Genomic DNA, 15,045 nt, shown 5'->3' with positions numbered 1-15,045 from the left:
ATGATAGATAAAACAATGTTTTTAGAAATAATAAATAAAATAGCTGATAACATTATATTAAATAAAGATTTATTAAATGAGCTTGATATGGCAATAGGAGATTCAGATCATGGATCTAATATGGCAAGAGGATTTAGTGAGGTTAAGAAAAAGCTAGAAACACTTAAAGACTCTGACTATCAAACTATATTGAAGACTATAGCTATGACATTAATATCAACAGTAGGAGGAGCATCTGGGCCACTTTATGGAACAGCATTCTTAAAAGCATCTTCTGTAGTAGGTGATAGAGAAGTACTTGACTCTAATGACTTAATAAAAATTTATGAAGTAGTTATAGATGGAATAAAGCAAAGGGGAAAATCTGACAAAGGAGATAAAACTATGCTTGATTGCATAATTCCTGCTTATGAAGCTTTCAAATCATCAGTTGAATCTGGAAAAGATTTAAAAGAAGCTTCAAAACAAGCTGAACAAGCTGCTACCGAAGGGGTTGAATATACGAAAACTATAAAGGCTTTAAAAGGAAGAGCAAGTTTCTTAGGTGATAGAAGTATAGGACATCAAGACCCAGGAGCAACTTCAAGCCATATAATAATAAAAACAATATCGGATATAGTTAATAATTAGGGAGGACATATAATGGTAGGAATTGTAGTAGTATCTCATAGTAAAAACTTAGCACAGGAAATAATTAATTTTAGTATGGAAATGGCGCAGTCAGATATAAAAGTGATCAATGCTGGTGGAACAGACGATGGAAGATTTGGAACTGATGCTACTAAAATAATGGATGCAATACAACAATCAGATGATAAAGATGGAGTATTGATACTAGTTGATCTTGGAAGTGCTATTATGAGTGCTGAAATGGCAATAGACTTTTTAGATGAAGATTTAAAGAAAAGAGTATTAATAGCGGATGCACCTATAGTTGAAGGTTGCATATCAGCTGTTAGTCAAGCATCAATAGGAGCATCGCTTGAAGAAGTTAAAAATGCTGCTGAACAAGCACGCAATTATTCTAAAAAATAAAGAATCCTGATTTCAGGATTCTTTTTTTGTAACTTTTTATACAAACAAATCATAATTTATAGAGTGGAACTTAATTCAGAGGGAGTCTTTACTCCAGCTGAATTTCTAGTTACGCGTGCCCTGGGGGTAAACTAATCCAGAAGCTGTTAAGTTCTTATCTCCAGCTTTAATAGGATGGAGTTTTAGAACTTTTAAAGGAAGACTTTTTATAAAAGGAGCCAATGTGAATATGTATTATAAACCATATAAGCCATACAAACCTTACAAACCAGATAAGCCTTATAATCCAAAACCTGGAGGAGGAAAAAAACATAAAAGATATCAAGAGTGTATAAGAAAGTGTTATTACAAGCATAGAAACAATCGTAGAAAATATATTAATTGCATATATAGATGCATGATGGAATATGGATATAGATGAGGAGATGAATAAAATATCTACGGAGTAGATATAAAAAAGGGATTCTAATTAGAATCCCTTTTTATTATGCTTCTCCAAATTGATCTACATTGTCTGCAAGCTTTATTATTAAAAGACGTACGTTTTCAACACTGTAAGTATCATTATCTAACCAGTATTCAGGAGAATCTATAACATTAGATTCAGCAAGATATATAATCCCATCTTCAAATGTAGATTTATTAGTATAATTAATAATCAATTCTTCAAAATATCTTATTTCATATGAAGCATTGTCTATCCAGTAATAAGGAGAATTTATTACATCGTATTCATAAAGAGTATAAACAGAATCCGCAAATTCAAAATACTCTATATTATCACTAAGTTTTATAATAAAGAGTTGAATATTTTCAACACTATAAGTATCATTATCTAACCAGTAATTAGGAGAATCTATAATATTACATTGAGCTAGATAAATAATAGATTCATCAAAATTATTTTTACCTGTATAGTTAAGAACTAGTTCTTCAAAATACTGTATTTCATAGGAATCACTTTGTATCCAATACGATGGAGTAGTTATAAATCCACAATCATAAAGGTTATTAACCGAATCTATATATTCTGTTTTATTCTCATATGGATGATCTATATATTCACAAAAAGCTTTTATAACTTGTTCAGCATATATTTTCCAATTTTTAAGTATTCTTTCTCTATCGTCTTGATTATCTATAAAGCAGTATTCAACTATATTAGTTATACAAGAACCTGTATTTCTGTGCATGAAATAGTAATCCTGTCCAGGGTATTGAGTACTTTCTTTTGAATAAACTCTTCTAGGATACAGACCAGTCTCTATTAATTTATTGAATATTTTATAAGCTAATTTCCCATCATTGTGTATAGAATGAATAACCTCGCATCCTTTTCCACCGCCTGCATTTATATGATTGCTTATGCAATAAATTGATTTAGAGTCTACAACTAATTGCGTTCTTTTGTCGGGGTTAAGGTATATATCAGAGTATCTAGTTATAACAGCATTTATTCCAAGTTCTTCAAATCTTTTAAGTTGATATAAGCTTATATCAAGAACAATGTCTTTTTCATAAATATCTTCATAAGAACAACCAGGATCAACATCTCCATGACCAGGGTCGATAATTATTAACGGACCGCTCATTATAATCACCTCATTATATAAGTTTACTTAATATATATATATGTTTTGAGGTAGAAATATAGTTTATTTAAATTCGCTAAAAAAATAACAAAATCGATAAAAAACTAAAAAACCTACAAAAAATCGTAAAGTTGTTACTAAAAAGTAATCATGATTAGAAACATAAGAAGTTGTGTATTTGCAAATGTTAAATACCTGAATTTGGGGAACAAAAATACATGATTTTTTTGTGGAACAAAAATATGAAAAAAACATCAAATTAAAAAAATAACAATGCTAGAAAAACGAAAAAAAAGGTGTTACTATATGAGTGTAAGAAAACAAAATTAAAAAAAGAGGTGTCAAATATGCAAAAAAGAGAGCTACTTTATAATGAAGGTAGAAACAATTTTAGCTCAAGGATTAAAGGCTCAATAACAAGGATACAATCATCATGTTCTGAGCTTAGTGCAATTGAAAGTATAATAGTTTTAGCGTGTTATTCTGTGGTATTTAGTTTGATTAATATGATTTATTTGGCTAGTAGTTCTTCAAATAATGTCATTCACAATATATATATGAACTTAATTGGTAACTTTGAAATTGCAGGAGTTACAGGTTTGGCTAGTTGGGGAAATATATTTGTGATTGGAGCAAAGGCTGTTTTTATCGAGAGTTTGATGTTAATGAGTTTCATAGCTTTTGTAAATATATTAACAAATAAGACTGTAGATTTTAAGAAGTTAATAGTTTCGGTTAACATATCGTATGTTATACCTATTATGTGTAGTGTTTTGGCAATTGTCATATCAGCTATATCTATTGAAGCTAGTTTAGTAATTTTGTTAGTTGCAAAACTTACTCAGTATGTACTGCTTTATGGTTATGGTAAAGAATTAACTGGATTATCTTTTGCTAATAGCATTTATGCTTATCCACTAGTAATATTATCAAGTGAATTGATTTGTATACTTTATTTTAAGGAAAGTATATATACTTTTATTAGTTCATTGCTATAGAATAAAAAAGATGCGTATGATTTAATACGCATCTTTTTTATATACTAAGCGTTGGCAACAGGAGTCGTCGCGTTATGGAGTACACTAATTTTTTTACTTATTAAAAACAGTACAGTAATTTCCGTTAGAAGTTCGACACTTTGAACATCTAACACACTTTGCAGGAGTTCTATCTGAGTCTTTCCATCTTTTTATTAAATGAGGTTCTGTAAGTAGAGGTCTTGATATAGCAAAATAATCTATATTTGTTTTATTTAATATATTTTCTATATTATTAATGTCTTTAAGACCTCCAACTGTAATAACTGGAATACTTATCTCTTTACTGATAACATCTCCATACTCGACAAAGTAACCTTCTTCTTTGATTTCATATCCGTCAAAAGATTGTCCTACCATTGATTTAGCTTTTCCATGTATATTACCTGAAATCTCTATACCATCAACGCCTATTTCTTCTAATTTTTTGCATATAATTCTGATTTCTTCAAATGTTAATCCACCTTCGAAGAATTCTGATGCTGTTAATTTAACTAGTATAGGATAGTCTTTGCCTACCATTTCTCTCATTTTATAATATATCTCTATTAAAAATCTCATTCTATTTTCTAAGCTACCACCATACTCATCGTCTCTTTTATTATAGTATGGGCTTAAAAACTGATTTATTAAATATGTGTGAGCACCATGTATTTCAACACCGTCAAATCCAGATTCCTTTGATCTTTTACCAGCTTTGGCAAATGCATCTACTATATAGTCTATTTCATCTTTTGTCATAGCTTTACCTAATGTATTTGTACCTCTTTCAGGAACTTCACTAGGAGCGAATATAATTCTTTCACCAAGATTATATTTAGTTTTTGTTCCTCCATATGCAATTTGCATTAATATCTTTGAATCGTATTTATGAACTAAATCTGTTAATTTTTTATATTCATTTAGAAATGAATCGTTATATATTCCCATCATACCTGGATTAGGTTGTTCTTCTTTAACTACATTTGCATATCCAGTTATAATCAATCCAACTTCTCCTTTTGCCAGTTCTTCATAAACTTTATACAGGTCATCTGTCATGTGACCATCTTTAGTTGTGATATTTTCCCATGTAGCACTTCTGATGAAACGATTTTTAAGTGTCATATTTCCAAGTTGAGTTTTTTCGAATAAGTTTTTCATTTGATAATCTCCTTTATATGCTTAAATTTATTAATAGCTATAATGTAATTTCTTGTTTTTTAGAAATAAAGTTTGACAACAAACTAATTGTACAACCAAAATAGTTTGTTGTCAAATTATAAATATATATTTATCCTAAATTCAAAAATTCTAAGGCATTATCTAAATTAAGTTTCACTTTATCTATGAGTAACATGATAACTTTAAGAAGAATGTTGACATATACCCAAAATGAAAATATACTATGTATTATAAGGTAATTGGCATATGACAATAAAGTAAGGTTGGAAATTATAAGAAAAGGAGCAATCAACATTGAATACACATGTAGACTGTATAGCTTGTGTGATTAACAAGGCAAATAAGTTAGCAGATAAATATTTTGAAGATAAACATAAAAAGTATAATTTTATGAATCAAGTTTTAAGAGAAGTGAGTAAAATTGAGTATGATAGGACAGCTCCTTTCCTGGTTGCTAAGGTTATGAGAATTTTAAAAAAGGAAACAGGAATAAATGATTTTTATTTACAAGAAAAAAAGTTATTTAATAAGAAGTTATTGTCTATGGAAAATCAAATTGAAGATATGTTGAATCATTCAAAAGATAGATTTATTACTGCATTAAAAATTGCATTGGCTGGAAATATAGTGGATTTTGGTGCATTTGATGAGATAAGTTTTGATTTAGTTAAGGATATTATTAATAAAACTTTAGCAAGTGATTTTGATGATAAACTATATAGAAAACTAAAAAATGATTTGTTAAAATGCAAAACATTATTGTATTTAGGAGATAATACAGGAGAAATTGTGTTTGACAAGATCTTTATTAGAGAAATTATAAGAGAATATCCTGATATTGAAATATTTTTTGCAGTTAGAGGTGAGCCTGTATTAAATGATGTAAATGAAGAAGATGCATATTATGTTGAACTTAATAAATATGCAAATATAATAAGTAATGGAACAGATTTGCCAGGAACAGATCTTTTAGAGGTGTGTGATGAATTTAAAGAAATATTTAAGAAATCAGACATTATAATATCTAAGGGACAAGGTAATTTTGAATCTTTACCTGGCTGTAAACAGAATGTATATTATTTGTTTTTGTGCAAATGCGACTTATTAGTGAAAAAATTGAAAACTGAAAAATTAGCAAATATGTTTATTCATGAATCAAAATTATAGAAATTAATCTTTAGATTATAAAAAAGTCTGCCTTTAGAAGATTTTAGATGTAGATTTTTTTGGAATTTTTATTTGTTATAAAAAATTTAAGGGGTTGGTAGAAAATGAAAATTGCAATAATTTATCACAGTGAAACAAAAAATACAGAAAAAGTAGCACGTATTGTTGCTAAAGGAGCTGAAAAAGTAGAATCTATAGAGACAAAATGTATGTCTATTGATAATATTGATGAAACATTTTTTGAAGAGTCTAAAGTTGTATTTTTTGGAACTCCTACATATGGAGGATCATATTCATGGCAAATGAAAAAATGGTTAGATGAATGTAAGCTTAAGTTAGCAGGAAAAGTAGGATGTGTATTTGCTACTGAAAGGTATTTAGGTGGAGGAGCAGATAATGCAGAATTAGCGTTGATAAGTCAATTATTAGTTAGGGGAATGTTTGCTTACTCTGTAGGTGCTAGCGAAGGTGATCCATATACTCACTTTGGTGCTGTATGCATAAATGATGGAACAAAAGAGCAAAAGGAAAGAGTAGAAATATTTGCTGAAAGAGTTGCTAAAAACGCTAAAAAATTGTTTGATAAATAAAATTAAGATATGTAAAAATCAATAGAATTGATACATAAAAAGCCAGGAATATTAATTTACTATTCCTGGCTTTTTATGTATCAAGACAATTTGTGGGAAATATTGTATAATTAAAAAGGGTTTTCAGATTAATAGTAGAAGGATTTAAATCATTTTTTAGGGGGTAACAGCTTATATGTTTTGTAATAACGTTCAAATAAAAACAATTTTCGATAATGTACCTATACCTATTATAGTCTTTGATGATAATAATGAGATTGTAGATATAAACCTAGAAGCAATAGATACGTTTAATAATATAAATATAAAGGGTGAATGTGTTAATAAGTATATAGAGGAATGGCTTAAAGAAGAATTAATTGATTTAAAAAATGATGAGGCAAAAGAATCTTTAGGTCTAGAAAAAATGTTTAAAATAAATGATAAGTATTTATATTTTAAAATCAAATTAAAAAAAGTAGACAAAAATATTATTGTTGTTCTAAATGATATAACTACTTGTAAGCAAATTGAAATAGAACTTAAAGAAAGTAAACAACGATTTTGTTCTGTTTTTCAAAATATGCCTATTATGATGGACGTCATTGATGAAAATGATAATATCGTAATATGGAATAAAGAATGTGAGATTGTTACTGGATATTCAAAAGATGAAATTGTAAGTGAAACTTTAATATGGGATAAATTATATCCGGATAAAGACTATAGAGAGAAAATATTGAACCAAATAAGGGAAATGGATTGTAATTTTAGAGACTTAGAGTATGATGTTGTATGCAAAGATGGTAGCACAAAAACTATATCTTGGTTTAATATTTCTAAAGAATTTTCTGTGCAAGGGTGGCATTCTTGGGCTTTTGGAATTGATGTTACTAATAGAAAGAATACAGAAGAAAAGTTAAGAAAAAAAACTGAGGAAATTGAAAAAATCTTTGAAGCATTACCAGATCTTTATTTTCGTATAGATTCAAAAGGGATTATATTAGATTGTAAGGTAGGCATACACTCTGATTTTGATATAGTTACTCAAGATTGTATCGGACATGCATTGAAGGATGAGGTTCCTCAGGAAATAAAGTTATTTTTCAATAAAATTATAGATGAAGTTTTTGAAACAAATAATTTAATTGAAAAGGAATTTTCGGTTGAAGAAAAAGGAAAATTAAAGTATTTTGAAAGTAGACTAATACCTTTAACGACAGAGGAAATAATAATTATAGTCAGAGATATTTCAAAAAGAAAATTAACTGAAAAAGCCAAAAAAAATGCTGAAGAGAATATGAAGCTACTAAATAAGGCTATAGAATACGAAAGACTTAGAACTGAGTTTTTTGCTAATATATCTCATGAGTTTAGAACACCTATAAATGTAATATTAGGAGCTATACAGTTAACAGAGATATACTTGAGCAATATGTCTGATTTGAAGTATTATGAAAAACTTATAAATATGAATAAAAGTATGAAACAAAATTGCTATAGATTAATAAGGCTAGTTAATAACTTAATTGATATTACAAAAATAGATTCTGGATTTTTAGAATTAAACCTCGCAAATTATGATATTGTAAAAATAGTAAAAGATATAACTTTTTCAATCTCAGAGTTTGTGAAGTTTAAGTCTTTAGACCTTGAGTTCTGTAGTGATCTTAATAAAAAGATAATTGCATGTGATCCGGATAAAATTGAGCGAATATTGTTGAATCTTTTATCGAATGCAATAAAGTTCACACGAGTAGGGGATAAGATATCTATAAATATAAAAGAAGAATATGGTGAGCTTATAATTTCTATAAAGGATACAGGAATAGGTATTAAAAAAGAAAATTTAGAAATTATATTTGAGAGATTCAGGCAAGTAAATAAATCATTAACTAGAGAAAATGAAGGTAGTGGAATAGGATTATCGCTTGTAAAATTATTAGTGGAAATGCATGGCGGAACTATAGCGGTTAAAAGTGAATATGAAAAGGGAAGTGAGTTTATTGTAAAACTTCCTATAAAGTTGATTGAAGATAGCGCATATAATAATCCATTAAAAAATATTGAATCAAATAAAGTGGAAAAAATATCAGTAGAGTTTTCAGATATATATTTTTAGAATATATTAAATTAATTCAGGCTTGTCAAGTTCGTTAGCTAAGTGTTAGACTTTATATGAAACTATTTTAAATAGGAAGATTACCGTAAGGAGGTTTTAATATGATACCAACAGCTCATATTGAAGTAAAAGAACAAGGAATTATTGCAAAAACAGTATTAATGCCAGGAGATCCATTACGTGCAAAATTTATTGCTGATACATTTTTAGAAAATGTTGAAAAATTTAATAATGTACGTAATGTATTTGGATATACAGGAACATATAAAGGACGTAAAATTTCTGTAATGGCTAGTGGTATGGGAATGCCTAGTATTGGTATTTATTCATATGAATTATTTAAGTTTTATGGAGTAGAAAATATTATTCGTATTGGTTCATGTGGAGCTTATACAGCTGATTTAAATTTATATGATGTAATATTAGCAAAAGAAGGTTGGAGTGAATCTACATACGCTAGAGTTCAAGATGGATATGATAAGAATGTAATTGCTGCATCTTCTGAGTTAAATAGCAAACTAGAGAAAATAGCGGATGATTTAGGAATTGAAATACATAAAGAGAGAATTCATTCATCTGATGTATTCTATCGTGAAAATTTTGAGCAGTACAAGGATATTTGTAAAAATCACGGATGTACTGTAGTGGAAATGGAAGCATTTGCTCTATTCCATAATGCAAACGTATTAGGAAAAAATGCGGCTTGTTTATTAACAGTTTCAGATAATTTAGTAACTCAAGAATTAACTACATCTGAGCAGAGACAAAATTCATTTACAAACATGATGAAAATTGCTTTAGAAATGGCTGAATAATAAAGTGAAAATTAAAAGGTAACTACGACTTTTTAAGTTGTAGTTACCTTTTTTATAATGAATAGGAAATTATATTCTTTTTTAAGGTGTGGATAACATTGATTGAAAATATATACTGTCACCCTGTTAGTGAGTAGATGAATTCTAACAAGGACAATAAGGGCAGCGAGGGAATGTTTTAATTTTTATTACATCTTTTTTTTGTATTGATACTAAAGTGAATTTACCATTTTTATATACTATTAAATCAAAAGTACAATCATTTACTTGATCACCACAGAAACGTCCAGAAATATTTTTAACAACACCACCTGGTGTCATTAGTGTAACACCCACAAAGCTATTAATTGGAGGCCAAAAGCACTCATAGCCTATTTCTTCATATAAATCTTTTCCAAAATCACATAAATCATCTTTTAACTCATCAATTTTATATTTTAGTTTTTTAAATTTACATGACATGAAAACACCTCATTTCTTTTTTACTACATTATACTCAAAGCTTGTCTTTTGGTGATAGAGTTAAACTTAATTCAGATGTTTTTTACTATAGTTGAATTTTTAGTTGGGTAAGTACCCTTTGGGATAAATAGATTTGCTAAGTAATTTAATAATAGTTTACTTTTTTATTTACAAATATTATACTAAGTGGGAGAAAGTCATATTATTGTTAATTGCACTTTATGTGTCATTAAAATATATTAGCTTTAAGCTTAGGTATATAACTATAATTTATAATAGTGTTTGGGTTAGTATAAGATATAAAAAGAGAGGATAGAATAGAATGTTTAAAAAGCTTGAAAATGTAAGTAGAGTTCAATTGATTTATTATTTAATTATTGCACTTACGGCCCTTGGATTAGGCCTTAGTAATGATGTTATTTCTAATTATTTTAAAGATGCCTATAACATTACAGCATATCAACGTGGACTTATAGAGTTTCCAAGAGAATTACCAGGAGTACTAGTTATATTTATTATTGCTTCATTATCATTATTTTCTGATATACGTATTGCTATGGTAGCGCAATTATTAAGTATAATAGGAATAATAACATTGGGATTTTTTACTCCACCTTTCACAATTATGCTAGTTTTTATATTTATTAATTCCCTTGGGATGCATATGTTTATGCCTATAAAAGATAGTATAGGGATGTCATTAATTAAAGATGACGATAGTATTGGTAAGAAAATGGGTCAATATAAAGGATTAGCAACAATTTTTACTGTGTTAGCGAGTATCTTGGTTTTTATTGGATTTAGAGTTGGATTTTTTAGCTTTACAAGTAATATTAAGTGGATTTTTGTTATATCAGCATGTATTTTGGGGATTGTATTCATTCTGTTTTTTGCTTTAGAAAAGCTAATTGAAAAACCAATAAAAAGCAATAAAAAGATAAATTTTGTTTTTAGAAAAGAATATAAGTATTATTATATTTTAGTTGTTATGTGGGGGGTACAAAAGCAGATAATGATTGTTTATGGACCTTGGGTACTTATTGATCTATTAAATAAAAGAGCTGATACTTTAGCAATTTTAAGTATTATTGGTTCATTTGTAGGTGTATTCTTTATTCCTGCTGTTGGTAGATGGATTGATAAATTTGGAATTAAGAAATTACTTTATGCTGATGCGCTATCATTTATCCTTGTCTACTTGGTTTATGGACTATTGAGTGCTGGATTTTCAACAGGGAAATTGTCTACAATTGGTATTCCTCTATTTCTAGCTTATATGGTACTTATATTTGATAAAATGTCTACTCAAATGGGTATGATAAGGACAATTTATTTGCGTTCCATAGCTGTGAAATCTTCTGATATTACACCTACATTATCTTTGGGGCTTAGTCTAGACCATATAGTTTCAATTATATGTGCTTACTTAGGCGGAATTATTTGGAGTCTATGGGGACCACAATATATATTCTTTTTAGCAGCTTCACTTTCTTTAGTGAATTTGTATGTAGCCAGTAAAGTAAAAGATGATAAATTTAGTAAGATAGGAAATGGCGTTCAAATTTAAGTTTTTTATAATGAGTAGAAAATTATATTAATAAAAATATCACCTCCTAAATTTTCATATTATAAATATATGAAAATTTAGGAGGTGATTTATTAAGTGAACTATTAATTCTTAAAACTATGAATAGGTGCTGGGATTCTTCCACCTCTGTTTACAAAATCAGTACTTGAAAATTTACTTACAGCCATTATTGGTGCTCTTCCAAGAAGCCCTCCAAATTCAGCTTTATCACCAAGTTCTTTTCCGTAAACAGGAATTATTCTTACTCCAGTAGTTTTATTATTGATAACTCCAATAGCTGCTTCATCTGCAATAATAGCAGATATAGTAGTATCAGGTGTATCTCCAGGAATTGCTATCATATCAAGTCCTACAGAGCATACACAGGTCATGGCTTCTAATTTTTCTATGTTTAATGAACCAATGTTTACTGCATTAATCATTCCTTCATCTTCGCTTACGGGAATAAATGCTCCACTAAGTCCTCCTACATGGGACGATGCCATGACTCCTCCTTTTTTTACAGCATCATTTAAAAGAGCCAAAGCAGCAGTAGTTCCATGGCAACCACAACTTTCAAGTCCTATTTCTTCCAAAATTCTTCCAACGCTGTCTCCTATAGCTGGAGTTGGAGCTAGAGATAAATCTACAATTCCAAATGGAACACCAAGTCTTGTAGAAGCTTCATTAGCTACAAGTTGACCTACTCTTGTTATTTTAAATGCAGTTTTCTTTATTGTTTCTGAAACAACATCAAAACTTTCACCTTTTACATTTTCAAGAGCGGATTTTACAACTCCAGGACCACTTATTCCAACACTTATTACACATTCAGCTTCTCCTACTCCATGGAATGCTCCTGCCATAAATGGATTGTCTTCAACTGCATTTGCAAATATTACAAGCTTTGCACATCCGATACTGTCCTTTTCTTTTGTAAGAAAAGCTGTTTTTTTGATTATAGAGCCCATATCTTTGACTGCATTCATATTAATTCCTGATTTTGAGCATCCAACGTTTACAGAAGAAAAAACTCTATTTGTAACAGCCAAAGCTTTAGGAATTGAATCTATAAGTATTTTATCTCCTTTTGAATAACCTTTATGAACAAGAGCTGAAAATCCTCCAATGCAGTCGACACCTACAGTTTCTGCTGCTTTGTCTAACGTTTTTGCAAATTCTACATAGTCATCATCATCACTTGATTGAGCAATAAGAGATATAGGAGTAACGGATATTCTCTTATTTATAATAGGTATTCCATACTCAGTTTCAATTTCTTCTCCTACTTTTACTAAATTTTGAGCATAGCTTACAATTTTATTGTAAATTTTTTCTCTTGATTTTTTGCCATCACTATCGCAACAATCTAAAAGAGATATTCCCATTGTAATTGTTCTTATGTCTAATTTTTCTTTTTTAATCATGTTTATTGTTTCCATTATATTTTTAAAATTAGTCATATTTTTTATCTCCCCATTCTTAAATTTTATGCATTGAATTAAAAATATCTTCATGCTGGATATTAATAGAAACATCTATTTTATTACCTTCATTTTCAAGTCTGTTTTTTAATTCATTAAAATCTATTTGCATTTTTTCTAAATCTACAAACATTATCATAGTAAAATAATCATGCAAAAGTGTTTGGGTTATATCCAAAATATTAACATCATTTTCTGAAAGTATAGAGGTTACTTTGTGAATAATCCCTATCTTATCTTTTCCAATTACAGATACAAATGCTTTCATTATTAATCATCCCCTTTGTTTAATTATTATTTTTAAATTTACATATATTATTTCCAAAAAAACAAAAAAAGACTAAATTTTAAAATTTAGTCTCTGGAGATTAAGATTTTTTAATTAAAGATAAAACTATTATAATGACTGATATAAAATAAGTTAAATTTAATAGGTATATTCTTTAATACATAAAATCCTCTGTCCTTTTACCTGAGAGTTTCACCAAAATTTTTGGCTTTCCCCTTCGGTGCTCTTTTGAGTCTCTCCAGAGTTTCGTCCAATAACGGTTTAAAAAAATTTATTCCGCTATCTTCAACCGACTATATGAAAATTAATTAAAATGATTTTAACATAAAGTATTTATATGAGTCAACTATAAATTGGAATATAATGGTGTTTATTGGAATTATAAATAAGTGGGCATTTTAAAAAAGTTTGAATTAATTTAATAGATATAATAGTATTATTGTATACAGTAAATTAATTCAAATTTTTAAATAAAATCAGTATTTGTGTTATTAGCAGTTTAGAAAGGGGAAATATTATGAAATTGAATATAGTTTATGAAGATAGTTATATTATAGTAGCAGAAAAGCCACCTAAGGTACCTTCTCAAAAGGATAAAACAAATGATATGGACATGCTTTCTATGATGAAAGAGCATTTGAAGATTGCATATCCTAAGGCAAGAAATCCTTATATAGGACTAGTTCATAGGTTAGATAGACCTGTTGGAGGGTTAATGATATTTGCAAAAACGAAAGAAGCCAATGCAAGTTTATCAGAGCAAATGAAGAACAAAACATTTAAAAAAGAATATTATGCTGTAGTTTGCGGAAAACCTGATAAAAAAACAGGAACACTTAAAGACTATCTTTTAAAAACAGGTAGAATTAATATGTCAAAGGTAGTTTCTAAAGAAAACAAAAATGCGAAGGAAGCAATTTTAGAGTATGAAGTTATAGATAGTATCAATACAGATGAAGATGGGATTTTAAGTCTTGTGAAAATAAATCTTAAAACAGGAAGACACCATCAAATACGTGTTCAATTCTCAAATGCAGATATGCCTTTATGGGGGGATAATAAATATAATAAAAGATTTGTAAAAATGAAAGGATATACTCAAATTGCTTTATGGGCTAAAAGTATTGAATTTATACATCCAAAAGATAAAAAGGTATGTAAATTTGAAATAAAACCACATAATGAATATCCTTTTAACTTGTTATCTAAAAATCAATAGTTTTTAAGGTAAGGAACAATGCTTATTAAAATATCAGTATTGATATTTTAATAAGCATTATTTTGATTAAAAAGTCAACTTAAATTAACCCCATAAATCTTGTTCATTTTGAATTAAGCCTTTTTTTGCTCCTTGATGTATTTTAGATGATATGACGTCTAACTTAGCTGCTATTTTTTTGCGAGCTTTGTCTGTATATAAATTACTATCTAGTACATAATAGTGACCTTCTAATACGTCACCATGCCATTCAACTTGTATACCATCATTAGTTTTTGCATCTTTTTCATTTACATACACTTTTTCTAAATGTAAAGCTCCAACAACTAAATCGTCTAACTCACTTCTTATAGCTCCTAAAAATTCTTGTTTACTATCCATTTGATAACCTCCAAGTTGATTTTCTTAATATTATTATGTGACTATTTATAGAATTTATTCGCACTATACATACAAGTAAATTATATGGTTTTAAATTTTGAGATAGTATTGATTAAAGATTTAAATTTTCAATTATATTTGA

General features: G+C 28.4%; 16 protein-coding genes and 1 riboswitch. Of the genes, 10 read left to right on the top strand and 6 right to left on the bottom strand.

Translation table 11 applies throughout. The features are described from left to right. The 3 genes from dhaL to P4S50_RS11075 all read left to right on the top strand — a co-directional run bounded on the left by dhaL (position 1) and on the right by P4S50_RS11075 (position 1,456). Positions 1-630, top strand: coding sequence for a dihydroxyacetone kinase subunit DhaL (dhaL, locus tag P4S50_RS11085; RefSeq protein ID WP_277730851.1), 630 nt, complete (start codon positions 1-3; stop codon positions 628-630). A gap of 12 nt (positions 631-642) precedes the next feature. Next, the gene (dhaM, locus tag P4S50_RS11080; protein WP_277730850.1) at positions 643-1,035 is read left to right on the top strand and encodes a dihydroxyacetone kinase phosphoryl donor subunit DhaM; all 393 of its coding nucleotides are present in this window, start codon (positions 643-645) and stop codon (positions 1,033-1,035) included. A 229-nt stretch (positions 1,036-1,264) separates the two neighbouring features. Continuing rightward, positions 1,265-1,456 (top strand): hypothetical protein, encoded by a 192-nt coding sequence (locus P4S50_RS11075; RefSeq protein ID WP_277730849.1) that lies wholly within the window; start codon positions 1,265-1,267, stop codon positions 1,454-1,456. A gap of 64 nt (positions 1,457-1,520) precedes the next feature. On the opposite strand, the gene P4S50_RS11070 is transcribed toward P4S50_RS11075, so the two are convergent. Beyond that, complete coding sequence (locus tag P4S50_RS11070) at positions 1,521-2,627, bottom strand: N-acetylmuramoyl-L-alanine amidase family protein (RefSeq protein ID WP_277730848.1); 1,107 nt, start codon at positions 2,625-2,627, stop codon at positions 1,521-1,523. 347 nt (positions 2,628-2,974) lie between these two features. On the opposite strand from P4S50_RS11070, the gene P4S50_RS11065 reads away from it, so the two are divergent. Next, a complete protein-coding gene (locus P4S50_RS11065; RefSeq protein WP_277730847.1) occupies positions 2,975-3,625 on the top strand; it encodes a hypothetical protein in 651 nt (216 codons plus the stop codon). Between the two features lie 93 nt (positions 3,626-3,718). Here P4S50_RS11065 and P4S50_RS11060 read toward each other — a convergent pair whose 3' ends face one another. After that, the gene (locus tag P4S50_RS11060; RefSeq protein WP_277730846.1) at positions 3,719-4,807 is read right to left on the bottom strand and encodes an NADH:flavin oxidoreductase; all 1,089 of its coding nucleotides are present in this window, start codon (positions 4,805-4,807) and stop codon (positions 3,719-3,721) included. A 315-nt stretch (positions 4,808-5,122) separates the two neighbouring features. On the opposite strand from P4S50_RS11060, the gene P4S50_RS11055 reads away from it, so the two are divergent. The 4 genes from P4S50_RS11055 to deoD all read left to right on the top strand — a co-directional run bounded on the left by P4S50_RS11055 (position 5,123) and on the right by deoD (position 9,501). Further along, complete coding sequence (locus tag P4S50_RS11055; RefSeq protein ID WP_277730845.1) at positions 5,123-5,995, top strand: damage-control phosphatase ARMT1 family protein; 873 nt, start codon at positions 5,123-5,125, stop codon at positions 5,993-5,995. Between the two features lie 104 nt (positions 5,996-6,099). Beyond that, the gene (locus tag P4S50_RS11050; protein WP_277730844.1) at positions 6,100-6,585 is read left to right on the top strand and encodes a flavodoxin family protein; all 486 of its coding nucleotides are present in this window, start codon (positions 6,100-6,102) and stop codon (positions 6,583-6,585) included. Positions 6,586-6,760: 175 nt separating this feature from the next. Continuing rightward, a complete protein-coding gene (locus tag P4S50_RS11045) occupies positions 6,761-8,686 on the top strand; it encodes an ATP-binding protein (RefSeq protein WP_277730843.1) in 1,926 nt (641 codons plus the stop codon). A gap of 101 nt (positions 8,687-8,787) precedes the next feature. Continuing rightward, the gene (gene deoD, locus P4S50_RS11040) at positions 8,788-9,501 is read left to right on the top strand and encodes a purine-nucleoside phosphorylase (protein WP_277730842.1); all 714 of its coding nucleotides are present in this window, start codon (positions 8,788-8,790) and stop codon (positions 9,499-9,501) included. A 144-nt stretch (positions 9,502-9,645) separates the two neighbouring features. Here deoD and P4S50_RS11035 read toward each other — a convergent pair whose 3' ends face one another. Further along, complete coding sequence (locus tag P4S50_RS11035; protein WP_277730841.1) at positions 9,646-9,963, bottom strand: hypothetical protein; 318 nt, start codon at positions 9,961-9,963, stop codon at positions 9,646-9,648. 322 nt (positions 9,964-10,285) lie between these two features. On the opposite strand from P4S50_RS11035, the gene P4S50_RS11030 reads away from it, so the two are divergent. Then, positions 10,286-11,530, top strand: a complete 1,245-nt coding sequence (locus P4S50_RS11030) for an MFS transporter (RefSeq protein ID WP_277730840.1) — start codon at positions 10,286-10,288, stop codon at positions 11,528-11,530. Positions 11,531-11,634: 104 nt separating this feature from the next. Here the strand turns inward: P4S50_RS11030 and P4S50_RS11025 are convergent, their stop codons facing one another. Together P4S50_RS11025 and P4S50_RS11020 are read right to left on the bottom strand one after the other, a co-directional pair. Beyond that, complete coding sequence (locus tag P4S50_RS11025) at positions 11,635-12,993, bottom strand: PFL family protein (protein ID WP_277730839.1); 1,359 nt, start codon at positions 12,991-12,993, stop codon at positions 11,635-11,637. 19 nt (positions 12,994-13,012) lie between these two features. Beyond that, a complete protein-coding gene (locus tag P4S50_RS11020; protein WP_277730837.1) occupies positions 13,013-13,282 on the bottom strand; it encodes an ACT domain-containing protein in 270 nt (89 codons plus the stop codon). 182 nt (positions 13,283-13,464) lie between these two features. After that, positions 13,465-13,555: riboswitch (glycine riboswitch) on the bottom strand. Positions 13,556-13,820: 265 nt separating this feature from the next. On the opposite strand from P4S50_RS11020, the gene P4S50_RS11015 reads away from it, so the two are divergent. After that, entirely contained in the window at positions 13,821-14,522 is a 702-nt protein-coding gene (locus P4S50_RS11015) for an RluA family pseudouridine synthase (RefSeq protein ID WP_277730836.1), read from the top strand. 84 nt (positions 14,523-14,606) lie between these two features. On the opposite strand, the gene P4S50_RS11010 is transcribed toward P4S50_RS11015, so the two are convergent. Further along, the gene (locus P4S50_RS11010) at positions 14,607-14,903 is read right to left on the bottom strand and encodes a hypothetical protein (protein WP_277730835.1); all 297 of its coding nucleotides are present in this window, start codon (positions 14,901-14,903) and stop codon (positions 14,607-14,609) included. Positions 14,904-15,045: the final 142 nt, after the last annotated feature.

It is taken from the genome of Tepidibacter hydrothermalis (assembly GCF_029542625.1).
Classification (GTDB): Bacteria; Bacillota; Clostridia; order Peptostreptococcales; family Peptostreptococcaceae; genus Tepidibacter_A; species Tepidibacter_A hydrothermalis.
Note: the sequence above shows the minus strand (reverse complement) of the source record. Positions and strands in the feature narration are given on the sequence as shown.